24 protein-coding genes are annotated in these 26146 nt (G+C 65.8%); 15 read left to right on the top strand and 9 right to left on the bottom strand.

Annotated features, from left to right (window positions below; translation table 11 throughout):
* Positions 1-140: 140 nt before the first annotated feature.
* From ACQR1I_RS18645 to ACQR1I_RS18635, 3 genes are all read right to left on the bottom strand, one after another.
* Positions 141-974, bottom strand: coding sequence for a hypothetical protein (locus ACQR1I_RS18645; protein WP_434866016.1), 834 nt, complete (start codon positions 972-974; stop codon positions 141-143).
* A gap of 152 nt (positions 975-1126) precedes the next feature.
* Complete coding sequence (locus ACQR1I_RS18640; RefSeq protein ID WP_434866015.1) at positions 1127-4597, bottom strand: hypothetical protein; 3471 nt, start codon at positions 4595-4597, stop codon at positions 1127-1129.
* Between the two features lie 189 nt (positions 4598-4786).
* Complete coding sequence (locus ACQR1I_RS18635) at positions 4787-5374, bottom strand: PadR family transcriptional regulator (RefSeq protein WP_434866014.1); 588 nt, start codon at positions 5372-5374, stop codon at positions 4787-4789.
* Positions 5375-5511: 137 nt separating this feature from the next.
* On the opposite strand from ACQR1I_RS18635, the gene ACQR1I_RS18630 reads away from it, so the two are divergent.
* The 4 genes from ACQR1I_RS18630 to ACQR1I_RS18615 all read left to right on the top strand — a co-directional run bounded on the left by ACQR1I_RS18630 (position 5512) and on the right by ACQR1I_RS18615 (position 11488).
* Complete coding sequence (locus ACQR1I_RS18630; protein ID WP_434866013.1) at positions 5512-5922, top strand: nuclear transport factor 2 family protein; 411 nt, start codon at positions 5512-5514, stop codon at positions 5920-5922.
* Between the two features lie 127 nt (positions 5923-6049).
* Complete coding sequence (locus ACQR1I_RS18625) at positions 6050-7840, top strand: acyl-CoA dehydrogenase C-terminal domain-containing protein (protein WP_434866012.1); 1791 nt, start codon at positions 6050-6052, stop codon at positions 7838-7840.
* A gap of 85 nt (positions 7841-7925) precedes the next feature.
* Positions 7926-9134, top strand: a complete 1209-nt coding sequence (locus tag ACQR1I_RS18620) for an acetyl-CoA C-acetyltransferase (protein ID WP_434866011.1) — start codon at positions 7926-7928, stop codon at positions 9132-9134.
* A 140-nt stretch (positions 9135-9274) separates the two neighbouring features.
* Complete coding sequence (locus ACQR1I_RS18615) at positions 9275-11488, top strand: 3-hydroxyacyl-CoA dehydrogenase NAD-binding domain-containing protein (RefSeq protein WP_434866010.1); 2214 nt, start codon at positions 9275-9277, stop codon at positions 11486-11488.
* A 343-nt stretch (positions 11489-11831) separates the two neighbouring features.
* On the opposite strand, the gene gstA is transcribed toward ACQR1I_RS18615, so the two are convergent.
* Positions 11832-12446 carry a glutathione transferase GstA gene (gene gstA / locus ACQR1I_RS18610; RefSeq protein WP_434866009.1) on the bottom strand — a complete coding sequence of 205 codons (615 nt, stop codon included), beginning with the start codon at positions 12444-12446 and terminating at the stop codon, positions 11832-11834.
* A gap of 147 nt (positions 12447-12593) precedes the next feature.
* Here gstA and ACQR1I_RS18605 point away from each other — a divergent pair, with 147 nt between their 5' ends.
* The 6 genes from ACQR1I_RS18605 to ACQR1I_RS18580 all read left to right on the top strand — a co-directional run bounded on the left by ACQR1I_RS18605 (position 12594) and on the right by ACQR1I_RS18580 (position 17184).
* The gene (locus tag ACQR1I_RS18605) at positions 12594-13082 is read left to right on the top strand and encodes a MarR family winged helix-turn-helix transcriptional regulator (RefSeq protein ID WP_434866008.1); all 489 of its coding nucleotides are present in this window, start codon (positions 12594-12596) and stop codon (positions 13080-13082) included.
* Between the two features lie 96 nt (positions 13083-13178).
* A complete protein-coding gene (locus ACQR1I_RS18600; protein WP_434866007.1) occupies positions 13179-14549 on the top strand; it encodes a glutamate--cysteine ligase in 1371 nt (456 codons plus the stop codon).
* Positions 14530-15078: a DUF3806 domain-containing protein gene (locus ACQR1I_RS18595; RefSeq protein WP_434866006.1), complete on the top strand. Its 549-nt coding sequence runs from the start codon at positions 14530-14532 to the stop codon at positions 15076-15078. Before ACQR1I_RS18600 ends, ACQR1I_RS18595 begins: the two co-directional genes overlap by 20 nt.
* A 186-nt stretch (positions 15079-15264) precedes the next feature.
* Complete coding sequence (locus ACQR1I_RS18590; RefSeq protein WP_434866619.1) at positions 15265-15927, top strand: PAN domain-containing protein; 663 nt, start codon at positions 15265-15267, stop codon at positions 15925-15927.
* A 132-nt stretch (positions 15928-16059) separates the two neighbouring features.
* Complete coding sequence (locus ACQR1I_RS18585; protein WP_434866005.1) at positions 16060-16461, top strand: thioredoxin family protein; 402 nt, start codon at positions 16060-16062, stop codon at positions 16459-16461.
* A 6-nt stretch (positions 16462-16467) separates the two neighbouring features.
* Positions 16468-17184 carry a cytochrome c biogenesis CcdA family protein gene (locus ACQR1I_RS18580; RefSeq protein WP_434866004.1) on the top strand — a complete coding sequence of 239 codons (717 nt, stop codon included), beginning with the start codon at positions 16468-16470 and terminating at the stop codon, positions 17182-17184.
* Positions 17185-17354: 170 nt separating this feature from the next.
* Here ACQR1I_RS18580 and ACQR1I_RS18575 read toward each other — a convergent pair whose 3' ends face one another.
* Genes ACQR1I_RS18575 through tldD form a run of 4 tightly spaced genes read right to left on the bottom strand, consistent with a single transcriptional unit; the run spans position 17355 to position 20575 of the window.
* Positions 17355-17924: a nucleotidyltransferase family protein gene (locus ACQR1I_RS18575; RefSeq protein WP_434866003.1), complete on the bottom strand. Its 570-nt coding sequence runs from the start codon at positions 17922-17924 to the stop codon at positions 17355-17357.
* Positions 17925-17954: 30 nt separating this feature from the next.
* On the bottom strand, positions 17955-18344 hold the full coding sequence (locus ACQR1I_RS18570; RefSeq protein WP_434866002.1) for an MmcQ/YjbR family DNA-binding protein: 390 nt from the start codon (positions 18342-18344) through the stop codon (positions 17955-17957).
* Between the two features lie 12 nt (positions 18345-18356).
* Positions 18357-19151 carry a signal peptidase I gene (lepB, locus tag ACQR1I_RS18565; protein ID WP_434866001.1) on the bottom strand — a complete coding sequence of 265 codons (795 nt, stop codon included), beginning with the start codon at positions 19149-19151 and terminating at the stop codon, positions 18357-18359.
* Positions 19148-20575 carry a metalloprotease TldD gene (tldD, locus tag ACQR1I_RS18560; RefSeq protein WP_434866000.1) on the bottom strand — a complete coding sequence of 476 codons (1428 nt, stop codon included), beginning with the start codon at positions 20573-20575 and terminating at the stop codon, positions 19148-19150. The genes lepB and tldD overlap by 4 nt, the downstream gene beginning before the upstream one ends.
* A gap of 84 nt (positions 20576-20659) precedes the next feature.
* Here tldD and ACQR1I_RS18555 point away from each other — a divergent pair, with 84 nt between their 5' ends.
* Complete coding sequence (locus ACQR1I_RS18555; protein WP_434866618.1) at positions 20660-21160, top strand: GNAT family N-acetyltransferase; 501 nt, start codon at positions 20660-20662, stop codon at positions 21158-21160.
* Positions 21161-21243: 83 nt separating this feature from the next.
* Here ACQR1I_RS18555 and ACQR1I_RS18550 read toward each other — a convergent pair whose 3' ends face one another.
* Positions 21244-21870 carry an invasion associated locus B family protein gene (locus tag ACQR1I_RS18550; protein WP_434865999.1) on the bottom strand — a complete coding sequence of 209 codons (627 nt, stop codon included), beginning with the start codon at positions 21868-21870 and terminating at the stop codon, positions 21244-21246.
* A 473-nt stretch (positions 21871-22343) separates the two neighbouring features.
* Between ACQR1I_RS18550 and coxB the strand changes: the two genes are divergently transcribed.
* The 4 genes from coxB (at position 22344) to ACQR1I_RS18530 (ending at position 26133) form a co-directional block, all read left to right on the top strand.
* Complete coding sequence (gene coxB / locus ACQR1I_RS18545) at positions 22344-23183, top strand: cytochrome c oxidase subunit II (protein ID WP_434865998.1); 840 nt, start codon at positions 22344-22346, stop codon at positions 23181-23183.
* Between the two features lie 69 nt (positions 23184-23252).
* Positions 23253-24866, top strand: coding sequence for a cytochrome c oxidase subunit I (gene ctaD, locus ACQR1I_RS18540; protein WP_434865997.1), 1614 nt, complete (start codon positions 23253-23255; stop codon positions 24864-24866).
* Between the two features lie 130 nt (positions 24867-24996).
* Positions 24997-25935, top strand: coding sequence for a heme o synthase (locus tag ACQR1I_RS18535; RefSeq protein WP_434865996.1), 939 nt, complete (start codon positions 24997-24999; stop codon positions 25933-25935).
* 21 nt (positions 25936-25956) lie between these two features.
* Entirely contained in the window at positions 25957-26133 is a 177-nt protein-coding gene (locus tag ACQR1I_RS18530; RefSeq protein ID WP_434865995.1) for a CoxF protein, read from the top strand.
* Positions 26134-26146 lie beyond the last annotated feature (13 nt).

The following is a 26146-nucleotide window of genomic DNA, read 5'->3' as shown; positions in this document are numbered from 1 at the left end:
GCGTTCAACCCAAGCAGCCCGCGCATGCGAAGCAGGTGCCAAGGTCTTGCATAACCGAAAATGCCGCCGAAGGGATCAGAGATTCCGGCCCGAGATCGTGCGGTGCGACATCCGGCGCGGCCACGCTCCGGGGTGTCCCGTCACAGCGTCTTGAGCGGGGTGGTCACGAGCTTCATCGCCTCGGCCTCGTTGTTGTCCAGCCAGCGGATGTCGCGGGTCCGCGACATCGCCTCGATGACCTCGGACGAGACGCCCATCCGCGTCATGTAGCCGAGGATTGCACCGGTGACGCGCTGGGTGTCGGCGACGGCATCCGCGCCTTGCGCGGCCGAGGTGAAGCGGTGGACGCCCAGCGCCGAGCCGCCGAGGCCGTAGCGGACCTGCCCGCCGGCGAAGGCGAACACGCAGGCGCTGGCGCAGGAGCCAGGCCGGACACGACCGCCATTGTCGGCGACGCCGACGGCGGTGGCGAGGCCGTGGGCGCGGATGATCTCGCCCATCAGCACGCCCTGATCGAGGCTGCCCCCGGGCGAGGACAACAGTACCACGTCGCCGGGTTTGAGATGGGCGTCGTCGATCCGCGCGCGCAGCCAGATCGCGGCGGCCGGCCCGATCTCGCCGCTCACCGCGAGCACGGCACGTGGCTCACCCAAACCGCCCACGGCGGCATCGGTGAGCAACGTCGAGGAGAGGCTCGGCGAGATGAACTGATCCCTCCAGAACGACCAGGCGTCCGGTCGGGACAGGTCGCGATAGGCGCGAATGCCTGCGGTGAGCACAATGGTGACGAAGAAGATCACCGACGCGATGCGCCGCCAGCGAAATGCGGCCGGAAGGCCGTCCGTGACCGCCTGCACACGCGGTGGAGGTGGCGGCGCGGCCGGTCCGTTCGCAATGGGCTTCGGGATCACGCGAGGGCCAGTCGGTGACTGCCGGAAGCGCGCGCCATCCTGCGGTTCATTCTCGCCTGACACGGGCCGGCACTCCTGCGCGGCGTCCACCGTGGGCCGCTGCGCAGTCCTATACCGTTCGGCGGCGCGAGACTATGGCGCGCGAGAAAGGTCATTCAGGAATCTGCCGTGCCGCCGGCGGAGGCCGGCAGCCGAATCGCGAGGATCTGCAGCCGTCAGCGCGGAGCTGCCGCCGCCGTGCGCTTGGCCAGCGCAGCCTTGGCCGCAGCGGCCTTGGCGATCGCCTGGTTGCCGTCCCAGCCACCGGCGGGGGCGGGCACGTTGACCGCATCGTCCGGCTGCGGTTCGACTGTGAAGGTCTGGATCGCGAGCTTGGCGGCGGCGAGCGACTGCGCATCGAGCCGCTTGGCGACGTCGTCGCGCTTGCGGCCGGCGTCGGCATCGCCCTGCGAGGCGGCGAGGCTGAACCATTTGTAGGACTCGGCGAGGTTCTGTTCGACGCCGATGCCGCGGGCGTAGAGGATGCCGAGGTTGAACTGGCTGTCGGCAACGCCGCGCTCGGCGGCCTTGCGGAACCATTGCGACGCGCTCTTGTAGTTCGCGCCCTTGCCGCCGCCGTCGGCATCGAGCACGGCCAGATTGTGCATCGCCTTGGCGTTGCCGCGCTCGGCGGCGACGACGTAGTAGCGGCGGGCGATGTCGGCGTCCTTCTTCACGCCCAGGCCCTTCTCGTAGAAGGTGCCGAGCCGGAACACCGCCGGAATGAGCCCGGCCTGCGCCGCGCGGTCATACCATTTGGCGGCTTCCTCGTAGTTCGCTGCGATGCCCTTGCCCTCGGCAAGGCGGACGCCGACCTCGTAGGCGGCAGTCGGATCGCCCTTGAGGGCGGCATTGCGCAGCGCCATCCCGCCGACGGCGTCGGGCAGCTTCTCCGAGCTGGGCACTGCCACCAGGCCGAGCTTCTGGCCATTGGCGGCGGTCGGAATCGTTCCGGTGATGTCGCCCGCTGCCGCGGCCTGCTTCTCGGTGTCCTGCGGGATTGCGAGCATCGCAATCGTCTCGGCTTCCGACGGCATTGCCCTGTTGTAGGACTGACGGTCGATCGGAGTGGGCGAGGTCAGCGATGGACCGCTCTGATCCGGCGTGGCCGGTCGCGGCAACAGGCTGGGAGTGGCCGACGGCATCTGCGCATGCGGCGCCTCGCTCTGGGTCTCCATCGGCGAGATCGGAGGCGGCGTGCTGCCGCTGTCGAGCAGCGACATCGCGAACTTGAAGGTCCCCAGCACGATCACCACGACACTGGCACCGACCAGCAGCGAGCGGATCTTCGATCCGATCGTGGAGACCTCCTCGTCGCCCTCCGCGGTGAGCGCGACCGTCGGCTTGTCCTTGGCCTTCGCCTTGGGAGCCTCTTTCGGTGCAGCTTCCTTGACGACGTCCTTGGCCTTGGGCTTCTCCTTCTTGGCCTTGTCGGCCTTCTTGGCGTCGACCGGCTGCGCCGCAGCCGCAGCCTGCGCCGCGCGGCGGGCGGCGGCGATGAAGCTCGAGGTCGAGACCGGCTCGCGCTTGCCGGCCGGGAGCTCGGTCAGAGCGTCCTCGGAGGCGGCGATCCGTTCCGCGGGCGATGCGGTCCGTCCGAGCGGCCGCGTGCCGGGCTCCAGCGGATGATCCGGCGGCAGCTCGGGCACGATCGTGGTCGGCCGTGCCGCCTGAGCCGCATGGGGTTCAAGGATGTCGGCGATCGCCTTGGGCGGCACCAGCGGCGGCGGCGCGACCGGCGGGGCAGCGGCGGCGTGGAATTCGCGCGGCGCGGCGGCAAAGCCGGCATGGCTGGTGGGCGGATTGACGATCTGCGCAGCCGGCTGCTCGGCCGCAGGGTTCGGCAGCTCGGGCCGGTAGGCGGGCTCGGGCTTGACGGGTTCGGAGTAGCTCTGCGGCGCAGGCGCGCGCGGAGCCGGCATCGGCGGTTCGAGCACCGGGGCCAGCGCTGCGGCCGGGTGGCTCGAGCTGGCGCGTACGTTGCGCAGATCGCCTTCGATCATGGCGAGGCGGTCGACGACGTGGCCGAGCGTGTTGTGAACCGCTTCCAGCGAATCCTGGGTGTTGCGATCGGTTTCGGTCTGGCTGAAGCGGATGTCGGACAGCTCGCGCTTGACCATGTCGATCATGCCGCTGTCCTGCGCGGATTCGCGCTGCGACCGGCTCTCGGCGAGCGCGGCGAATGTCGCCTGCTGCCGTTCCAGGTAGCGCAGGATGTCCTGCAGCCCGCCCTCGACACGGCTCATGTTGCCGCCGTACGGATCGTTGGCCGCTTCCAGCCGCTCCAGGAGATAACTGATCCGCTGCTCGAGATGGGCGATGGCGGACGAGCCGTCATTGCCGACCTGCAGCCGGTCGATACGATCGGACAGGCCGCGCAGCGCGTCCTCGATCTGGGCCGTGTTGTCGGGGGCGGGAGCCGGCGGCTCGCGGCTTTCCAGCGTCGAGGTCAGTGCGGCGATGCGCTGCTCGAGTGCGGCGAAGGAATCGTGGAAGGAGTCGTGCGTGTCGCGCGCCTGCGCGAGCTGGTCCACCTTCGAGGACAGCTGCCGCAGATCGTCCGACAATCGCTCCAGCGCATCGTTGGAGGCGACGTTGGACACGATCGCCCGCAACGCGGAAATGGCGTGTTCGAGCTGCTGGACCGTGCCGGGGTCGTCATTGGCGCGCAGGATCAGGTCCAGCTTGGCGCCGAGATTGCGAATGGCTTCGTCGTAGATGGCGAGCTGCTCGGCCGGCTTCAGCGACCCGACGACCTCGCGGATGTCCGTCAGCGCCCGTTCGATGCCGGTCAGCGCCTCGCCGTCGACGCCGCTCTGGCGGTTCTCGTCGATGCGGCGCGACAGCGAGCGGATCTCGTTCTCGATCGATTCGATCGCACGCCGCGGCATGGCCTCGGTGATGGCAAGGCGGATCTCGGCGAGCTCGGTGCGGAAGCCGGCGATCGACTGCTCGACGCCGTCATCGGGCCGCTGCAACGCCTCGATCTGGCTGGTGATCTTCTGCAGATGCCGTTCGAGCAGCGAAAAGTCCGGACCCGGTGCAGCCGCCGGTGGCGGCGTCATCAAAGGCGCTGCGGCATGCGCCATTGCGGGCGCGGTCGGCGGCGCCTGATACGGCGGCAGCGGACGCGCCGCGTCGAGCTCGCTCTGACGGGCGCTGATCTCGGCGACGGCAATGTCGAACGAGCCTGCGCTCAGCGGCTGTGCAGGCCGATAGATCTGGGCGGCGGCGCGCTCGACGCCGTCGGAACCGCGCGGGCGATCCTCACCGGCGGGCTTGCGCGTCGGCGTCGAGATTTGCGACAGCCGGGCATCGAGGCGGGAAATGGCATCATTGAGCTGGCGCGCAACGCCCTGCTCGTCGCGGGGCGCATCCTTGCGTGCGCCGGGGCGCGACATCTGCTCGATCTGGCGGGCGATCGAATCGAGCCGCTGATGAATGTCGGCGACCTCGCGCGCGTCGCGGTTGGCCGGCGGCGTGCTGCGCAGCGGATGGCTGCTGCGGAATTCCGGCGGGGCAGAAGCGCCGAGCGTGGAATTGATCCAGTCGTTCAGCGTCATTCCGGCGCGTTGCGCCGCGGCCTCGGCCCTTTCGCGGACGGACGGGTCGATGCCTTCATTACTCCACGGTACGCGCGAATTCATGTCTCGTCCGGTTCCGCTTCCAGCGCTCCACCAAGCGCCTCCAGCCTCCCCACGCGTCCCGGACCTGAAGATGAACGGAACCGCGCAGATCGTCTGCTCCAGGTCCCGACATTTGACTTTTACGGTAAATAACGCGTTAAATTTACCGCCAGCGCGGTCAGAAGTTTTGCGGCTATCGAACTGTACGCGTCAGCCGGCGCTTTCTCGCGAAGTCGTATCGAGCGGCCGCACGCTGCCTGTTCCTGACATCGCCGACAACGCGGTGATCGCTTCCTCGCACCATTCGGCCACCATGCGCTCGTGGCGCAGTCCGAGGCGTAGATTGAGCAGCTTGCCCATGTCGGCCGGCGCGACATTGCCGTCGGCATAATGCTTCTTGAGAATGCGATCGTAGCGCTCGGCGCGGTCGCGATGATGTTCGAGCCGCGCCATCAGGTCGGCCCGGATCGGCGCGATGTCGGCAGCGCCCAACGCATAGAGCCGCACCAGGAGGTCGTCCTTGGTCGAGGCCGGCGTGCTCGGCCGAGCCGCCCAGCTGCGGAACGCAGCGCGGCCCTCGGGCGTCAACGTGTAGACGAGCTTGTTCGGCTTTCCGGTCTGCACCACCTCGCGACCCTGGATGTAGCCGCGGTCGCGCAGCCGGGAGAGCTCCCGATAGATCTGCTGATGGTCCGTCTTCCAGAAGAAGCCGATCGAGGAATCGAACGTCTTGGCGAGCTCGTAGCCCGTCATCGGGTGTTCGGTGAGGCAGGCGAGGATGGCGTCGCCGAGGGCCATGGCCGGAAATTGCTCCCGTTTTTCTGATCGTTGTCTGCCCCGTTCCAAGCTTGACATTATGCACATTGGCGCATATGCGTCAATGTGCATATGGGGTGGTTGTGGTGCTGGCCTGTTCCGCCCCGAGGAGACGCCCGATGACAAAGACCGGCCTCGACGGATGGTACGGCTATATGAGGTCTCACGATCTCGGCGCTTTGCAGGAGTTGCTGCATCCCGATGCCGTGTTCGAAAGCCCCGTCGTGCACACGCCGCAGCGCGGCCGCGACATCACCTTCAAATATCTCGCGAGTGCTGAGAAAGTCTTAGGCGGTCCCGGATTCAAGTATGTCGGGGAGTGGCGTAACGCCACGGGCGCGGTGCTCGAATTCGAGAACGAAATCGAAGGCATCAAGCTCAACGGCGTCGACATCATCACCTTCGACGATTCCGGCCTGATTACGCATTTCAAGGTCATGGTTCGCCCGCTCAAGGCGATCAACCTGCTGCACCGCCTGATGGGCGAACAGCTGGCTGCCATGAGCTCGCAAGTGACCAAGCCGTCCTGACGTGACCACCGGCCGCAATCACACGGCTGCCGCAAGTCCAGAGAAATCGCTACAGTCCGCGGCCCGCATTGTGTGCCGCGTCCGCAAAAGTTCAGTCTGAAACTCAGCCTTCCTGCCGGAGACGCCGATGCCGATCTACAAAGCCCCCGTGGAAGATGTGACCTTCCTGCTCAATGACGTGTTCCAGATCGACCGCTATGACAATCTGCCGGGCTTCTCCGATGCCTCGGCCGACGTCCGCGAAGCGATCATCAGTGAAGCGGCCAAGCTCGCCGAAGAGGTGCTGCAGCCGCTCAATCGCGTCGGCGATCTCGAAGGCTGCAAGCGCCATGACGACGGCAGCGTAACGACGCCGAAGGGCTTCAAGGACGCCTACAAGCAGATCGTCGAAGGCGGCTGGCTCGGCCTGTCGGCGCCGACCGAATATGGCGGTCAGGGGCTGCCGGTCACGCTCACCCAGACGGTCAACGAATTCCAGTGCTCGGCCAACATGGCGTTCGCGATGTATGGCGGCCTGACCATGGGCGCGACCGCAGCGCTCATCGTGCACGGCAACGAGGAGCAGAAGAAGACCTACGTGCCGAAGATGGTGGCCGGCGAATGGACCGGCACCATGAATCTCACCGAGCCGCATTGCGGCACCGACCTCGGCCTGTTGCGCACCAAGGCGGTGCGCCAGGCCGACGGCAGCTTCAAGATCTCCGGCACCAAGATCTTCATCTCGGCCGGCGAGCACGACATGTCGGACAACATCATCCACCTGGTGCTTGCTCGCATCGAAGGTGCGCCGGCGGGCATCAAGGGCGTGTCGCTGTTCGTGGTACCGAAAATCATGGTCAACGCCGACGGCTCGCTCGGCGCGCGCAACGGCGTCAGCTGCGGTTCGATCGAGCACAAGATGGGCATCCACGGCAACTCGACCTGTGTGATGAACTACGACAACGCCACCGGCTGGCTGATTGGCGAAGAGAACAAGGGCATGCAGGGCATGTTCGTGATGATGAACGAGGCCCGGCTCGGTGTCGCCGTGCAGGGTCTCGCGCAGTCCGAAGTCGCCTATCAGAACGCGGTCGCCTATGCGCGCGAGCGCATCCAGGGCCGCTCGCTGACCGGCGCCAAGGCGCCGGACAAGGCCGCCGATCCGATCATCGTGCATCCCGACGTGCGCCGCACCTTGCTGTCGATCCGCGCCTTCAACGAGGCCGCGCGCGCCATGGTGGTGTGGACCTCGCTGAAGAGCGACGTCGCGCACCGGTCGCAGGATCCGAAGGACCGGCAAGCAGCCGACGATCACATGGGCCTGATGACCCCGGTCATGAAGGGCTACATGACCGACATGGGCTTCGCCAACGCGGTGCAGGCGCAGCAGATGTATGGCGGCCACGGCTATATCGCCGAGTGGGGCATGGAGCAGTTCGTGCGCGATGCCCGCATCGCCATGATCTACGAGGGTGCCAATGGCATCCAGGCGCTGGACCTCGTCGGCCGCAAGCTGCCGCGCGACGGCGGCCGCGCCGTGATGGCGTTCTTCGCCGAGGTCGGCTCGTTCGCCAAGGAGCACGGCGGCAACGACGCGATGAAGCCGTTCATCGCGCCGCTGTCGATCGCGCTCGGCCATCTGCAGCAGGCCACGACGTGGCTGATGCAGAACGCGATGACCAAGCCGGACAATGCCGGCGCGGCGGCGACCGACTACATGCATCTCTTCGCGCTGGTGACCTTCGGCTACATGTGGGCGAAGATGGTGAAGGTGGCGCAGGACAAGATTGCGGCCGGCGACAGCTCGACCTATCTCACCACCAAGCTGGTGACCGGCCGCTTCTTCATGGAGCGCGTGCTGCCGGAGACGGCGGCGCATCTCGCCCGCCTGCAGGCCGGCTGCGCGACCGTGATGGAACTGCCGGCGGAAGCCTTCTGATTTCGGAATGAAGGCCGGTGCGCCCCGCGTGCCGGCCTTCGTTCCATGCTGACAACAACAAACTGGACCAGATGAGGAGGGCGTGATGCCTGAGGCCTTTATCTACGACCACGTACGGACTCCCCGCGGCCGCGGCAAGGCCGACGGTTCCCTGCACGAGGTGACCGCGCTCGCGCTCGCCACGGTGCCCTTGAAGGCGCTCAAGGATCGCAACAACATTCCCGAGGACGCCGTCGATGACGTCGTGCTCGGCGTCGTCGATCCCGTCGGCGAGGCCGGCTCCGACATCGCCCGCTTCGCGGCGCTCAACGCAGGCCTCGGCGAGGCTGTCCCCGGCATCCAGATCAGCCGCTTCTGCGCCTCCGGCCTCGACGCCGTGAACTTCGCGGCCGCCCAGATCATGAGCGGCCAGCATGAGCTCGTCATCGGCGGCGGCGCCGAGTCGATGAGCCGCGTCGGCATCGGCGCCTCCGGCGGCGCCTGGCCGATGGACCCGTCGATGGCGGTGCCGGCCTATTTCATGCCGCAGGGCATCTCGGCCGACCTGATCGCGACCAAATACGGCTTCTCGCGCGACGACGTCGATGCCTACGCGGTGCAGAGCCAGCAGCGCGCTGCGAAGTCGTGGGAAGAAGGCCGCTTCAGCAAGTCGGTGGTGCCGGTGAAGGACATCAACGGCCTGACCATCCTGGCCAAGGACGAGCACATGCGGCCGTCGACGACGATGCAGTCGCTGGCGCAGCTGCAGCCGTCGTTCGTGCAGATGGCGCAGATGGGCGGCTTCGACGCGGTGGCGATCCAGTCGCACCCGGAGATCGAGCGCGTCAACTACGTGCATCACGCCGGCAACTCCTCGGGCATCGTCGACGGCGCCGGTGCAGTGCTGCTCGGCAGCAAGGAGGCAGGCGCGAAATACGGCATGAAGCCGCGCGCGAAAATCCGCGCCTTCGCCAATATCGGCTCGGAGCCGGCGATGATGCTGACCGGCCCGGTCGACGTCACCGAGAAGCTGTTCGCGCGCTCCGGCATGAAGACGTCGGACATCGACCTGTTCGAGCTGAACGAGGCCTTCGCCTCGGTCGTGCTGCGCTACATGCAGGCGTTCGAGATCGACAAGGACAAGATCAACGTCAATGGCGGCGCCATCGCGCTCGGCCATCCCTTGGGCGCCACCGGCGCGATGATCCTCGGCACCGTGCTCGACGAATTGGAGCGCACCGGCAAGGCCACCGCTCTGGTCACCTTGTGCATCGGCGGCGGCATGGGCACCGCGACCATCATCGAGCGGGTGTGATTGCCGTAGGGCGGGTTAGCCGCAGGCGTAACCCGCCGTGTTGCGAGAGGCGGTGGGTTACGCTGCGCTAACCCACCCTACGATCGACGAATACAGGACAACGCCGCGCCGACCGGCTGCTGGCACCGAGGGAGCACCACATGGCCTTCAAGAACTTCAAACTCGAAACCGATGCCGACGGCATTGCGCTGATCACCTGGGACATTCCGGGCCGTTCGATGAACGTGCTGGACGAGACCTCGACCAACGAGCTCGAGGCCCTGGTCAAGCAGACCACCGCCGACGCGGCCATCAAGGGCGTCGTCATCACCTCGGCCAAGGAGGCGTTCTGCGCCGGCGCCGATCTGTCCATGCTCGAAGGCATGAACCGCATCTATGCGGACGTGCTGAAGAGCAAGGGCGAGGAAGCCGCCAACCAGATGCTGTTCGACACCAGCCGGCGCTTCTCGCAGATCAACCGGTCGATGGAGACCTCGGGCAAGCCATGGGTCGCCGCGATCAACGGTCTCGCGCTCGGCGGCGGCTTCGAGGTGACCTTGTCGTGCCACTACCGCGTCGCGGCCGAGAACCCCAAGACCCGCCTCGGCCTGCCCGAGATCAAGGTCGGCCTGTTCCCTGGCGCCGGCGGCACCCAGCGCGTGCCGCGCATCGTGCAGCCGCAGGACGCGATGAACCTGCTGCTGAAGGGCGAGGCGCTCACCCTCGACAAGGCCAAGGCGCTGAAGCTGGTCGATGCGATCGTGCCGGCTGCTGATCTCATCAAGGTCGCCAAGGACTGGATCAAGGGCGGCGGCAAGGCGGTGCAGCCGTGGGACGAGAAGGGCTTCAAGCTGCCCGGCGGCCCGGTGTTCTCCAAGAACGGCATGATGATGTTCCCGGCGGGCAACGCCATCTACCGCCGCGAGACCTATGACAACTATCCGGCCGCGCGCGCCATCATGAGCTGCGTGTATGAAGGCCTGCAGCTGCCGATCGACGCCGCGCTGCGCGTCGAGTCGCGCTACTTCACCAAGATCCTGCGCTCCAAGGAAGCCGCGGCGATGATCCGCAGCCTGTTCCTGTCGATGCAGGAGCTCAACAAGGGCGCGCGTCGTCCGGCCGATGTGCCCGCGACCAAGCTGAAGAAGATCGCCGTGATCGGCGCCGGCTTCATGGGCGCATCCGTCGGCTACGTCTCGGCGCGCGGCGGCCTTGAGGTCGTGCTGATCGATCGCGATCAGGAGAGTGCCGACAAGGGCAAGGCGCACGCGCAGAGCGTGATCGATGGTCTGGTCAAGAAGGGCCGCGCCAAGCCCGGCGAGGCCGAGGCGATCATGGGCCGCATCACCGCGACCGCGGACTACGCGGCATTGAAGGACTGCGATCTCGTCATCGAGGCCGTGTTCGAGGACCGCAAGGTCAAGGCCGAGACCTATGCGAAGGCGCAAGCGCATCTGAAGGACGGCGCGATCTTTGCGTCGAACACCTCGACCCTGCCGATCACTTCGCTGGCCGAGGAGTTCAAGGACCAGGGCCGCTTCATCGGCATCCATTTCTTCTCGCCGGTCGAGAAGATGATGCTGGTCGAGATCATCATGGGCAAGGCCACCGGCGATGTCGCGCTGGCGACCGCGCTGGACTATGTGCGCACCATCGGCAAGACCCCGATCGTGGTCAACGACTCCCGCGGCTTCTTCGCCAATCGCTGCGTGATGCGCTACATCGCTGAGGGCAACGAGATGTTCCTCGAAGGCGTGCCGCCGGCGATGATCGAGAACGCCGCCAAGATGGCCGGCATGCCGGTCGGCCCGCTGTCGCTCTCGGACGAGGTCGCGCTCGATCTCGGCCTCAAGATCATGAAGGCGACCGAGCACGATCTCGGCCCCAACGCGATCAACCAGGACCACAAGAAGCTGATGGTCGAGCTGGTCGAGAAGCAGGGCCGCTTCGGCCGCAAGAACGCCAAGGGCTTCTATGACTATCCCGAGAAGGGCAAAGGTCAGAAGAGCCTGTGGCCGGATCTCGCGAAGCTGCAGCCGAAGCACCTCGATCCCGATACGCTCGACGTCGAGGAACTGAAGCAGCGCTTCCTGGTGGTGCAGGCGGTGGAAGCCGCGCGCACCGTCGAGGACCACGTCATCACCGACGTCCGCGAGGCCGATGTCGGCTCGATCCTCGGCTTCGGCTTCGCCCCGTTCACCGGCGGCACGCTGTCCTACATCGACTTCATGGGGACGAAGAAATTTGTCGAGCTGTGCCACGCCTACACGGCGAAGTACGGCTCGCGCTTCGCCCCGCCGAAGCTGCTGGAAGAGATGGCCGCCAAGGGCGAAACTTTCTACGGCCGCTTCCCGCCGAAGAAGGCCGCGGCTTGACAGCGATCAGCTGCGCCTGAGGAAAACCCCATCGCGCCACATCGACGGTGCACTCCCCTCCCCCTTGCGGGGAGGGGTCGGGGGTGGGGGTCTCAGGAAAAGGTCTCTCGATCTCGATGAGATCTTCTGGCCCCGTCATTTTGAGTGCACGCCGAACTCGCCACGCTGCACGTTTTTCTAAGAAGCGCTGATTTTACTTCCCGGCTCTTCGTCGGTGGTGGAGCAAGCGGCTCGGTGGACTGATTCTGAGTCCCCGTGTGGACCCCCACCCCCGACCCCTCCCCGCAAGGGGGAGGGGAGCTCACCTTTCTCGTGGTGGCATGATCGCTTTAAACGCGAGATATCACCCCGCCGTCATCAGCCCTTCCTTCGTCAGCGCCTCCTGCACCTTCGGCCGCGCGGCGACGCGGTTCTTGTAGGCGACGAGGTTCGGCATGCCCGATAGGTCGAACTTCATCCGGTCGGCCCAGGTCAGCACCGTGAACAGATAGCCGTCGGCGACGGTGAACTCTTTGCCCATCAGATAGTCGCGGCCGGCGAGCTGGCTGTCGATGTACTTGAACTTGCCCATCACCCGGTCCTTGAAGAACGCCTTGGCCTCGTCGGCCAGGACAGGCGAGAACATCGGTCCGAAATTCTTGTGCAGCTCGGACGTGATGAAGTTCAGCCACTCCAGCAGCTTGTAGCGCTCGCCGCTGTCGCGGGCCGGCGCCAGCTTCTTGTCGGCGGCCTGGTCGGCGATCATCTGGACGATGACCGGGCCCTCGGTCACGATCTCGCCGCTCGGCAGCCCCAGGGCCGGCACCTGGCCCTTCGGATTGACCTTGAGGTAATCGTCGCCATTTTCCAGCGTCTTGGCGCGCAGATCGACCTTGACGAGATCGTAAGGCAGGCCCGCCTCGAGCAGGGCGATATGGGGCGAGAGCGAGCAGGCGCCGGGTGAATAATAAAGCTTCATCCTGTATTTCCTCCGTGAGACCGTTGTTGGCCGTGGAACCGGCCGGGGCGTCACACCCGGCCTTAAATGCACTTGCATGGAATAGTCAAGATTGATGCAGCTGCATCGAATGCGCTAGAACGGCGACCAGAGGATACGAGCCGGCCCATGAAACGCAAACCATCGACCGAGGCGACCGCCGCCTGGATCCGCCTGATGCGGGTCCAGAGCCGGGTGCTGGACTGCGTCGAGCAGGAGCTGAAAAAGGCCGGTTTCCCGCCCCTCGCTTGGTATGATGCGTTGCTCGAGCTGTCCCGGGCGCCGTCGGGCGAGCTGCGGCCGGTCGAACTCGAGCGGCAGATGCTGATACCGCAATATTCGACCTCGCGGCTGATCGACCGTCTGGTCGACGAAGGCCTGGTCGTCAGGCGCGAATGCAAGATCGACAAGCGCGGCCAGTTCGTCGAGATCACCGAGGCCGGGCGCGACCTGCAGAAGCGGATGTGGTCGGCCTATTCGGCCGCGATCGAGAAGCATGTCGGTTCCAAGCTGTCGGATACCGACGCCGCCAAGCTCTGCATGCTGCTGGACCGTCTCGGCTGCTCGTGCGGTCAGGCCGCTCCCTTGTCGGCCGGAGAGGGCGCCTCGACCAGATGACCCACTTCAGTTCATTCACATCCGCGGTCCCGCCGGGTCCGCGGACATCCCTCGTACCCTGCGCGACCATCGACGCGCTCTTCCACCGGGACTCCCATGGCGCGTGACCAGATCGATATGACCCCGCTGCAGTCGCGCGATGAACTCGTCGCGTGGCTTGCGGCCGGCGTGAAACCGCCCTCGGCCTTCCGTATCGGCACCGAGCACGAGAAGACCCCGTTCACGCTCGATGGCCATCGCCCGGTGCCTTACGAGGGCGCGCGCGGCATCGGCGCGCTGCTGGAGGGCATGAAGCTCCTGCTCGGCTGGGAGCCGATCATGGAGCGCGGCAACATCATCGGGTTGTATGACGTCACCGGCGGCGGCGCCATCTCGCTGGAGCCGGGCGGCCAGTTCGAATTGTCCGGCGCGCCGGTCGAGACCGTGCACCAGACGCATTCGGAGCTGATGGCGCATCTGGCGCAGGTCCGCGAGATCGCGACTCCGCTCGGCATCGGCTTTCTCGGCCTTGGCATGACGCCGTCCTGGTCGCGCGACGAAATCCCTGTCATGCCGAAAGGCCGCTACAAGATCATGCGCGGCTACATGCCGAAGGTCGGCAGCTACGGCCTCGACATGATGTTCCGGACCTGCACGGTGCAGACCAATCTCGACTTCTCCTCGGAAGCCGACATGGTGAAGAAGCTGCGTGTCTCGGTGGCGCTGCAGCCGATCGCGACAGCGCTGTTCGCCAATTCGCCGTTCACCGAAGGCAAGCCGAACGGCTATCTGTCGTTCCGCTCCGAGATCTGGCGCGACACCGACAATCAGCGCGCGGGCATGATCCCCTGGGCGTTCGAGGACGGCATGGGTTTCGAGCGCTGGGTCGACTACGCGCTCGACGTTCCCATGTATTTCGTCAAGCGCGAGGAGACCTATATCGACGTCTCCGGCACCTCGTTCCGCGATTTCTTCAACGGCAAGAACCCGGCGATGCCCGGCGAGCGTCCGACCCTGTCGGACTGGGCCAATCATCTCTCGACCGCGTTTCCCGAGGTGCGGCTGAAGCGCTATCTCGAAATGCGCGGCGCCGACGGCGTGCCGTGGGGGCGCCTGCCGGCGCTGCCGGCGTTCTGGGTCGGCCTGCTCTACGACGACGCAAGCCTCGATGCGGCATGGGACCTCGTCAAGGACTGGACCGCGTTCGAGCGTCAGAACCTGCGCGACGACGTCCCGCGTCTCGGCTTCAAGGCGCGGATCCGCAATCGCTATTTGTTCGAGGTCGCCAAGGACTGCCTGACGCTGGCGCATCACGGCCTGCGCCGCCGCAACCGCGTTGATCAGTCCGGCCGCGACGAGAGCCGCTACCTGGAGCCGCTCGACCACATCATCGCGTCAGGCCGCTCGCCCGCCGAGGAGATGCTGGAGAAGTTCAACGGCCCCTGGCACGGCTCGGTCGAGCCGGCCTATGACGAATATGCGTTCTAGCGCGCTGCGCTTCTGGGCCGCACCTCTGTTGGCGCTGGCAGTCCTGAGCGGGCTGGACGCGGCTCGCCTGATGGCGAAGGAGCGGATTAACGTGGACCAGAAGATCGAGGCGTTGTCCGACCAGGAGACGTCGCAGCTTCAGAAGCAGAGAGGCTGGGTTCGCGATCACTACGATCCCGGCGCGAGGGACCGCTACGAGACGTTGGAAGGGAAGCTCGCTCTGCTGGACACGATCCTGCGCAAGAACTGGGTGGATCGGAACGAGACGTGGAAGCTCCAGAGCCTCGGCGTCACCTTCGGCGATGCCCTGGCTCAGGAGCTGGGGCTGCGGTGGGTGGCGGTCGAGGATCAATACGGCCGCGATCCGGCGCTCCATGACGAGGGAACAACGATTATCGTGTTTCCGGTGACCTCGATCTCCAAGCGGGTCGAACGGGGCGAGCTCGTCGACGTCCGGCGCCTGTTCAGGGAGGCGTGCGAGGGTGTTGCCCACGCCAGGGCCCAGTCGTCGTCCTCGAACACCCGCTGACGGTACTGAAGCCAACTCCCGGAAACGCTCGTGACTTCGAGGTCCGACGTGTTCGCCCGAGGAGGCCCGCTGGCCGCGTCCATGTGTCTGAACGTGTCTGGCGCCGTTCATGCGCCGTACAGGTTCGTGGCGATCAAATGACCGCCCAAAACAGCTTAGAAAATACGAACGTTAACAATGGGTCCAATGGTTCAGGGGCGGCGCCTGGGGCGCCTGATCGGGGCATGGCTGCGCGTCTGCGCGTGCCTGCTCGCGGCTGCATGCCTGACACAAGCGTCGGCCCAGACCTATTCCGACCGTCCCGGCGGCGACTACATGAGCGCGCCGATCGCCTCGGGTGATCCGGCCGATTGTGCCCTGCTGTGTGAGCACGACCGGCGCTGCCGGGCCTGGAGCTTCAACTATCCGACCGTGATGGAGGCCGGCGCCGTGTGCTGGTTGAAGAACAGCGTGCCGGCGCGCGTGCCCGACAATTGCTGCGTCTCCGGCGTACGCGGAGCAGGGGTCGTCGAGATCCGCAACGACGCCGTCGAGACCTCGATCGACCGCCCCGGCGGCGACTATCGCAGCTTCGACATCAAGACCACGGATCTGAAGGCCAACGACAAGGCCGACAAGTCTCCCGACAAAAGCGGTGACAAAGGCAGCGACAAGGCGGCGGACAAGAAGGACGAGAAGGCCGCCGATGCGGAGGAGATCTGCAAGGCGGCCTGCACCGGCGACAACAAATGCCGTGCCTGGACCTTCGCCCGGCCCGGCTATGCCGGCAAGGAGGCGCACTGTTTCCTGAAGAAGGAAATCAAGCCGCCGCGCCGCCGCGCCGGATTCACGTCGGGTGTCGTCCGCTGACGCCTCGGCCGCTGATGTGCTAGAAAATTCCTGTCCGCGGTCGCGTAACTTTTCACCTGTCCCGCTCGAATTGATCGATGGCACCACGGCTCTCGCCGCCGCTGCCTGTCGCAACGCAGATCGGGGTTTGCCATGACGTTTTCGCGTAGGTTGTTCGCCACCGCAGCGCTTGCTGCGACAGTCGTCGCCGTAGGGCTGGGGACGGCTTGGGCCATCGAGACCACCCCCTATTCGGACGCCGCCTTCAAGGCGGCGCAGACTGCCGGGCAGCCGATCCTGATCGAGATCCATGCTGGCTGGTGCCCGACCTGCAAGGCGCAGAAGCCGATCATCGACAAGCTCGCGGCCGAGCCGAAATTCAAGAATCTGAAGATCTTCCGCGTCGATTTCGACGACCAGAAGCCGGTCGTGAAAGGGTTTGGCGCGCAGATGCAGTCGACCCTGATCACCTTCAAGGGGGCGGCCGAGACTGGACGCTCCGTCGGCGACACCAAGGAAGCCTCGATCGCGGCGCTCCTCGACAAGAGCCTGTAGTACGCCATGGTCGCGCTGGCGTTGGCCTTCGCGGCCGGCCTGCTCTCGATCCTGTCGCCCTGCGTGCTGCCGCTGGTGCCGATCGTTCTCGGCGCCGCGGCATCAGCGCATCCGCGCGGCGCGCTGGCGCTCGCGGCTGGCCTCGCGCTGTCGTTCACCGGGATCGGACTGTTCATTGCGCTCGCCGGCAGCGGCCTCGGCCTCGATGCCGGCGCGTTCCGCATCGTCGCGGCCGCCATCATGCTCGCGATCGGTGTCGTGCTGCTGGTGCCGTCCTGGCAGGCACAGCTCGCCGTCGCGGGCGGCCCAGTGCAGCGCTGGGCCGACCGGCACTCGCAAGGCTTCGCCGCGTCCGGGGCCTGCGGGCAGTTCATCATCGGGCTGCTGCTCGGTGCGGTCTGGTCGCCCTGCGTCGGGCCGACCTTGGGCGCAGCATCGCTGCTGGCCTCACAAGGCCGCGACCTCGTTCGCGTCACCCTGACAATGTTCGCGTTCGGCTTGGGGGCAGGGCTGCCGCTGGTGGTGCTGGGGTTGCTGTCACGGACGACCATGACGCGCCTGCGGGCGCGGCTGCTGTCCGCCGGCAAGCTCGGCAAGATGCTGATGGGGGCGGCCTTCGCGATCGTTGCGGTGGCGATCCTCAGCGGCGCGGACAAGCAGCTGGAAGCTTGGCTGGTCGAGAATTCGCCGGCGTGGCTGACCGAGCTGACGACGTCGATCTAGCGAATTGAGGGACGATGGCGCAACACACGCAGTGTCATTCCGGGGCGTGACGCGCAGCGGCACGAACCCGGAATCCATCGGGCTGCACGCACTGACGCAAAATGGATTCCGGGCTCGCGCTCCGCGCGCCCCGGAATGACGCTCGGAGAGGGCTGGAGCTTCTCAGGAGATCATTCCTCAGCGGCAATCACCTTGATCTCCGGCCACAGCGCCTTCCAGCGTTCAGCCTTGGCTGCGTAGTTCGCTACCGAGAAATTGGCCGTGTAGTTCGGCCGCACGATCATCTGCGCGATGTCGTCGAGGCCTTTCGGCGCATAGAGCTCGTATCCGTCGGGAGCAGGACGCAGGCCAACCTGCGTGTTGGCAGTGAGAAAGCGGTCGATGCCGTCGGTCGAGCGTGTCAAAGGCGGGTAGGGGCGGCCGTGCTTGGCCGGGTACCAGAGATGCACGCGCGACTGGTTGCGCACCTCGACCTTGGCATCGATGCCAGCGAGACACGACGCAACACGCCGGATTACTGCATCTTCGGCATCCCATGACGTGTCGGGATCAAAGTAGAAAATGTCGTAGTCGTTGATGCCGTAGTCGATGGGACGTCCGGTCTGCACGTTCCAGACGGTCTGGGTCAGGCAGCCTGCGACGAGCCACGCATCCGGCAAAGCCGTTGTGCGCAGCACGTCCATGATCGTCGCGTTGACGGGATTGCGTAGCGCTGACGTGACAAAGTCGTCCTCGGTCATGTCCGTGGATAACACGAAAATACCGTTCGTTCACGGGGCACCACTGCAAGGAACCGCGGACGAATTTGGAAAGCGGAGCACCCAGCCACGCTCCTCTGCAGCCAGCGCCTTCTTCGACGCCAGCGCCCGCCACTGCCGCCGCAACAGCGGCTCGACATCCGCGCGCTGCGCCTTGGACAGCCTCAGCAGCACGATCGGATAGTCGCGATAATGATCGGTGAAATAGAACAGCGTTGGTCGCGTCTCGACCAGCATCGCGCGTTCGTCTGGGGGCACGCCCGGCAGAACGAGGCTGTCCCGGTCCTCCTTCAGCCGCGCCAGCATCTTCTTGCGCACCTTCAGCGCCGGCGTGCCATAGGACGTACCACCCCCGACCTCCGGCCATGCCAGCGCAAAAGCCCTGACATCGTCGAAGGTCACGGGCGCCGTCGCTCAGCGCACCGCCGTGAAGAAGCGATCCAGCCGGAATCCGGACAGCCAGGCCCACACCGGCTGATTCTTGAAGCCGAGATCCCAGGAGCCCACCACCGCGTCGGCCCGGCCGACCAGATTGTCGATCGGCAACAGGCCAACGCCGCCGTCGCGCAGCGACACGCGGCTGTCGGCAGAGTTGTCTCTGTTGTCACCGAGCACGAACAGCTTGCCGGGCGGCACGGTCACCTCCGGCGTGTTGTCGAGCCGGCCGTTGTCGCGCATCTTGAAGATCAGGTGCGACACGCCGTTCGGCAGCGTCTCGACATAGCGATACGCCGGCTCGTTGCGGCCGCTGTCGTCCTCGGCATCGCCGATGCCGTCCGCCTTCAGCCCGGCCGCCTGGCCGTTGATGTAGAGCTGGCCCTGGCGCATCTGGATGCGATCGCCGGGCAGACCGACGACGCGCTTGACCCAGGCCTGCGAGGTGTCTCCCGGCCAGCGGAACACGACGACGTCGCCGCGCTTCGGCGTTTCGCCGAACAGCCGGCCCGTCTCCGGCAGGGTGATCTGCATCGGCAGTGACGAGGTGCCGTAGCCGTAGGGGAATTTCGACGCCAGCAGCGCGTCGCCGATCATCAAGGTCGGCTCCATCGAGCCCGACGGCACGTAGAACGGCTCGGCAATCGCGCCCTTGGCGACGAACACGACCATGACGACGGCGGCGAGTTGCGCCAGCTGTCCACCCCAGGTCGTCGTATCCTTGCGCGCGGCCCTGGTGACGGGCTTGTCCGAAGACGTCTTCTCGAGGCTCATCGGCCCGTGCCTCCAACCGTGATGCGATCCATGCGAAGCGTTGGCTGTCCGACGCCGACCGGCACGCCCTGGCCGTTCTTGCCGCAGGTGCCGATGCCGGTGTCGAGCGAAAGGTCGTTGCCGATCATGCTGATGCGATTGAGATCGGTCGGCCCGTTGCCGATCAGCATCGCGCCCTTGACCGGCGCGCCGACCTTGCCGTTCTCGATCTTGTAGGCCTCGGTGCACTGGAAGACGTACTTGCCCGAGGTGATGTCGACCTGGCCACCGCCAAAGTTGACGGCGTAAATGCCGTTCTTGACCGAGGCGATGATCTCGGCCGGGTCGCGCTCGCCGGGCAGCATGTAGGTGTTGGTCATGCGCGGCATCGGCACATGTGCATAGCCCTGCCGGCGGCCGTTGCCGGTCGGCGCCATGTTCATCAGGCGTGCGTTCTGTCGGTCCTGCATGTAGCCGACGAGAATGCCGTCCTCGATTAGCATGGTGCGGCTGGTCGGCGTGCCCTCGTCGTCGATCGACAGCGAGCCGCGGCGCGACGACATCGTGCCGTCATCGACCACCGTGACGCCCTTGGCGGCGACCGGCTTGCCCATCAGCCCCGCGAAGGCCGAGGTCTTCTTGCGGTTGAAATCGCCTTCGAGGCCGTGACCGACCGCCTCGTGCAGCATCACGCCGGGCCAGCCGGCGCCGAGCACGACGTCCATCTCGCCGGCAGGCGCGGGGACGGATTCGAGATTGACCAGTGCCTCGCGCAGCGCGCCGTCGGCGGCCTCGCGCCAAGCCTTCGTCTCGATGAATCGCGCATAGGCCTCGCGGCCGCCATAGCCCTTGCTGCCGCTTTCCTGCCGGTCACCCTGGCCAGCGACGACGGACACGTTGACGCGCACCAGCGGCCGAATGTCGCGATAGCTCTCGCCGTCGGGCCGGATGATCTCGACGACCTGCCACGTCGCGCCGAGGCTGACCGTCACCTGCCGCACCCGCGGATCCTTGTCGCGCAGATAGGAGTCGATCTCGCCGAGCAGCTTGACCTTGCTCTCGAAGCCCGGCGCATCCAGCGGATTGTCGTCGCCATAGAGCCTCACATTGGTGTGCGGCGGCGGGCTGGCGAAGTTGCCGGAATAGCCACCGCGCACGGCGCTGACGGCATCGGCGGCGCGCATCAGTGCCGGCAGCGACACGTCGGAGGAGTGCGCATAGCCAACCGCGTCGTCCTTGACGGCGCGCAGGCCGAATCCCTGGCTGGTGTCGTAGGTCGCCTGCTTCAGGCGGCCATTGTCGAAGGTCAGCGCCTCGGTCTGACTGTATTCGAGATACAGCTCGCCGTCGTCGGCGCCGGTCAGGCCGCGCGCGATCTCGCTGCGGACCGCGTCGCGATCGAGATTGGCGCGGTCGAGCAGGGAGGTGGTGGCGGGATTCGTCATGGGTCAATCCGTTGTCGGAGCGTTCATTCCAAGATAGTTGTTTTGACGTGGGGGCGCGAGGGGCTGAATGATTACCGAATTGACATGGTTGAGATCGTACCCATCACGGCCGCTCACATCGAGAGCTTTCACCGCACGCTCGATTTCGTCGCGCGTGAACGGCGCTACCTGTCCTTCGTGCAGGCGCCGCCGCTGGAGTCCACGCGTGCCTTTATTCTGAACAATATCGAGCAAGGTTATCCGCAATTCGTGGCGCTGTCGGCCGGCGAGGTGGTCGGCTGGTGCGACGTAACGCCCAAATCAGGGCCGATCGATGCTCGAATTGGGGTGCTCGGCATGGGTCTCATGCCGCAGTTTCGGCAGCAGGGCATTGGAACCCGGATGATGGTCGCGGCGCTCGAGGCGGCGCGCCGGACTGGCTTCTCGCGCGTCGAGCTGACGGTCTACCGCGGCAATACCGACGCGATCCGGCTGTATCAGAAGGCTGGTTTCCTGCTCAAGGCGGTGCAGCCGCGCGAGGCCGGCAATGACGGCTCCGACAAGACGCTGCTGGTGATGGCCCTCGCGCTCGACGGCGCGCGCTGACATCGGCTACAGCGTGCGGTTGGCGCGGCCGAATTCACGATCGCGCCAACACCATCATGTCGATGTGTCAGGTATGCTGGGCGTCAGGGTAGCTTGTCAAAGCCGTCGGCCAAGCCGTTCAGGCTGAGCGGGAAGCCGATGCCTTCCTCCGGCGTCTCGAAGATGATGAAGGTTGCGGTCTTCGCGGTCTTGAGCTGGTTGAGCAGCTTGTCCTCCAGCACGACCTCGGCGACGCAGCCGTTCGGCAGGCAGCGCACGAAGCCGGCGCGGCCGACGTCCTGGTTGTCGAGCTTGAGGCCGAGGCCGGACGGCAGCAGCACGCCGAGCGGCGCGACCACGCGCATCAGCCGGCTCTTCTGGTCGGCGGTCTTGAGCATGATGACGGTGAGGCCGGCATTCGAGCGGTCCTCGGCCACCACGCTCTGAATCAGCGCGCACTGCTCGGCCTGCGCGCCCGGCGGCGTGTCGCAGCGGATCTGCCAGTCGCCATGCACGGAGCGCACCGCGCCCTGCGCGTGAGCCGCGCCCGGCAGGCCGATGCTGGCCGCCATAGTCACCACGATCGCAGCCGCGGCACAAAGGGCAGCGGCGCTGGCGGTGAGTCGCGCGCGAGCCGCACTGAATCGGCACAAACGGCGCGAGTCATTCGCAGCTGGGGTCGACATGTCAGCTGTCCTGTCCGTTGAAACCCTGGTTCGGGTCAGTGCCATGACAATTTCCTGTGGGTGACCTGCGTGCCCGACGCCATGATACGGCAATGATGGCGTCATGAGGACAGCGTCGTCAGCCTACGGCGCGAAACGTTACGAAATAAGGCCTCGTCCGGCGACCTGCCGCCGCAGTCTGCCGAATCGGCGTCGCAAACCGCGATGTTCCGTTGCCTACATCGGACACACGGCCTGTCAAGCGCTCGTTGTCCGCGAAACTGCGCGACGCGGCAAGTTCTCGGAAAATTCGCCCGTTGTTGCGGATCGTGCCCCCGGCGAAATCCGGCTTAAGACTGCATTGCGATAGATCAAGAATTATGATTTGAGAAGAAAGATTTCGTCATTCCAGTGAACTGGCCCAGGTGCTTTTCTATGCATCCGCCCGAAGGCCATTTGTCAGGAGAGCGGATCGCACGGCGCGCCTCTCGGAGAGATATGCGCGCCGCGGGGGAAAGATCTGAAGGGAGCGCGACGACATGAAGATGTCGAAAGGCCAATTGAGTGCCTGCTTGCTGGGCTTGGCCGTGGCGGGCATGACGCTCGTTGGGAGTGGATCGGCGTCTGCTGAAATGGGGCAGCCGGCACCGTGGGAATACAAGCTGCAGGAAGCCGCGACGCCGGTGATGGAGAACATCACCTGGTTCCACGGGCTGCTGCTGACGATCATCACGATCATCACGCTGTTCGTGCTGGCGCTGCTCGTGGCCGTGGTGGTGAAGTTCAACGCGCGCGCCAATCCGGTGCCGTCGCGCACCACGCACAACACGCTGCTGGAAGTGGCGTGGACGCTGATCCCGGTGCTGATCCTGGTCACCATCGCGGTGCCGTCGTTCCGGCTGCTGTTCCTCGAGCTCGACGTGCCGAACGCCGATCTCACCATCAAGGCCACCGGCAAGCAGTGGTACTGGAGCTACGCCTATCCGGACAACGGCAAGTTCGAGTTCGACTCGCTGATGGCCCAGGACAAGCAGCCGCGCCTGCTCGCGGTCGACAATGAGATGGTTGTGCCGGTCAACAAGGTGATCCGGGTGCAGACCACCGGCGCCGACGTGATCCATTCGTTCGCCGTGCCGTCCTTCGGCATCAAGATCGACGCCATTCCCGGCCGCCTCAACGAGACCTGGTTCAAGGCGACCAAGGTCGGCATGTATTACGGTCAGTGCTCCGAGCTGTGCGGCAAGGATCACGCCTACATGCCGATCGCCGTCCGCGTCGTCAGCGATCAGGACTTCGCGGCCTGGATCGAGGACGCGAAGAAGAAATACGCCAGCGCGCCGACGAGCACCTATGCGTCGGCTGCGGGCGTATCGCAGTAGACCGGCGGGGACGAACGCGAGATTGCAGGGCCGCGTCGCGCGGCCCACGGGGACACTGAGGATTGGACAATGGCGACGAACGTAGCGACCCATACCGGCCATGACGATCACGCGCACGACCATCCGACCGGATGGCGGCGGTGGATCTATTCGACCAACCACAAAGACATCGGCACGATGTACCTGATCTTCGCGGTGTGCGCCGGCATCATCGGCCTCGTGATGTCGGTCGCGATCCGCATCGAGCTGATGTATCCGGGCGTGCAGCTCTTCCACGAGAACCACACCTACAACGTGTTCGTGACCTCGCACGGCCTGATCATGATCTTCTTCATGGTCATGCCGGCGATGATCGGCGGCTTCGGCAACTGGATGGTGCCGCTGATGATCGGCGCGCCGGACATGGCGTTCCCGCGCATGAACAACATCTCGTTCTGGCTGCTGCCCGCCTCGTTCGCGCTGCTCCTGACCTCGACCTTCGTCGAGGGCGAGCCCGGCGCCAACGGCGTCGGCGCCGGCTGGACGATGTATGTGCCGCTGTCGACCTCGGGCCATCCGGGACCGGCGGTGGACTTCGCGATCCTGTCGCTGCATCTCGCCGGTGCGTCGTCGATCCTCGGCTCGATCAACTTCATCACCACGATCTTCAACATGCGCGCGCCGGGCATGACCCTGCACAAGATGCCGCTGTTCGTGTGGTCGATCCTGGTGACGGTGTTCCTGCTGCTGCTGTCGCTGCCGGTGCTCGCCGGCGCGATCACGATGATGCTGACCGACCGCAATTTCGGCACCACCTTCTTCGCCCCCGAGGGCGGCGGTGACCCGCTGCTGTTCCAGCATCTGTTCTGGTTCTTCGGCCATCCGGAAGTGTACATCCTGATCCTGCCCGGCTTCGGCATGATCAGCCAGATCGTCTCGACCTTCTCGCGCAAGCCCGTGTTCGGCTATCTCGGCATGGCCTACGCCATGGTCGCAATCGGCGGCATCGGCTTCATCGTCTGGGCGCACCACATGTACACCGTCGGCATGTCGTCGGCGACGCAGGCCTATTTCGTCGCCGCCACCATGGTGATCGCGGTGCCGACCGGCGTGAAGATCTTCTCCTGGATCGCCACGATGTGGGGCGGCTCGATCGAGTTCCGCGCGCCGATGCTGTGGGCCGTGGGCTTCATCTTCCTGTTCACGGTCGGCGGCGTCACCGGCGTCGTGCTGGCGAATGCTGGCGTCGACCGCGTGCTGCAGGACACGTACTACGTCGTCGCGCACTTCCACTACGTGCTGTCGCTCGGCGCCGTGTTCGCGATCTTCGCCGGCTGGTACTACTGGTTCCCGAAGATGTTCGGCTACATGTACAACGAGGGCGTTGCCAAGGCGCACTTCTGGGTGACGTTCATCGGCGTGAACCTGGTGTTCTTCCCGCAGCACTTCCTCGGCCTCTCGGGCATGCCGCGCCGCTACATCGACTATCCGGATGCCTATGCCGGCTGGAACCTGGTGTCGTCGATCGGCTCCTACATCTCGGCGTTCGGCGTGCTGATCTTCATCTACGGTGTGATCGAGGCCTTCATGCGCAAGCAGCAGGCGGCGAACAATCCGTGGGGACCGGGCGCGACCACCCTGGAATGGACCCTTTCGTCGCCGCCGCCGTTCCACCAGTTCGAGGTCCTGCCCAAGGTGCAGTGATCCCGGCTCTCCCGACGCGGCATCATCCGGTGCCGCGTCGGCATCTACCGGCCGGCGCGCGTCGTTGCGTGCCGTTCCGCGGTGAAGCAGATCGCTTCTGAAAAGCTTTGAATTGAAGTCTGGAATCGTCGTGTCGGTCATTGATCAGAATGCCATTGCGGTCGGCCCGCGGATCTCCGAGGCCGATGTCGGCGACTATCTCGCGCTCCTCAAGCCGCGGGTGATGTCGCTCGTGATCTTCACGGCGCTGATCGGCCTCCTGATCGCTCCCGGCCATTTCCATCCGGTGCTCGCCATCACCTCGCTCTTGTGCATCGCCGTCGGCGCCGGCGCCTCCGGTGCGCTGAACATGGCGCTCGAGGGCGACATCGACTCGCTGATGTCGCGCACCTCCAACCGCCCGATCCCGCGCGGACGCGTCACCCGGCAGGAGGCGCTCGCCTTCGGTATCACGCTGTCGTTCTTCTCGGTGCTGACGCTCGGCATCCTCGTCAACTGGTTCGCCGGGGCGCTGCTCGCCTTCACGATCTTCTTCTATGTCGTGATCTACACGCTGTGGCTCAAGCGCTGGACCGCGCAGAACATCGTCATCGGCGGCGCCGCCGGCGCGCTGCCCCCGGTCGTCGCCTGGGCCGCGGCCACCGGATCGCTGGCGCCGGAGCCGCTGTGGCTGTTCCTGATCATCTTCTTCTGGACCCCGCCGCACTTCTGGGCCCTGGCGCTGTTCCGCACGGACGACTACGCGCGCGCCGGCGTGCCGATGCTGCCCGTCGTCGCGGGTCCCGATGCGACCCGGCTGCAGATCCTGCTCTACACAATCGTCCTGGTGGCCGTCGCGCTGGCGCCCTGGGCGCTCGGCTATTTCGACGCGGTCTATGGCGTGGTCTCGCTGGTGCTCGGCGCCGGCATGCTGTGGCTCGCCATCGAGGTGTTCCGCAAGCGTGAGCGCATCCCCTCGCTGCGCGCCAACCGCAAGCTGTTCGGCTTCTCGATCCTGTATCTGTTCGCGCTGTTCGCGACGCTCGGGCTCGAGGCTGTCGCGCGCATGATCGCGCCGCTGATCTTTTAAGGGAGCGCGGGGCAGGAAGGCATGGCAACCGCGATGACAGATCCGAACGAGTCGGAGGGCATCGTCCTCACCGAGGCGCAGCTGCGCAGCCGCCGCCGCCGCTCGATCGCGATTGCGCTCGCGCTCGGCGTGCTGGTGGTGCTGTTCTTCGCCGTGACCATGGTGAAGGGCCCGATCGTTCTGAAGCGGCCGATGTAGGACGACGATGCAG

Origin of the sequence: Bradyrhizobium sp. HKCCYLS2038, assembly GCF_051167655.1 — a bacterium.
In the GTDB taxonomy this organism is placed as follows: Bacteria; Pseudomonadota; Alphaproteobacteria; order Rhizobiales; family Xanthobacteraceae; genus Bradyrhizobium.
This window is presented reverse-complemented; position numbering and strand designations above follow the sequence as displayed.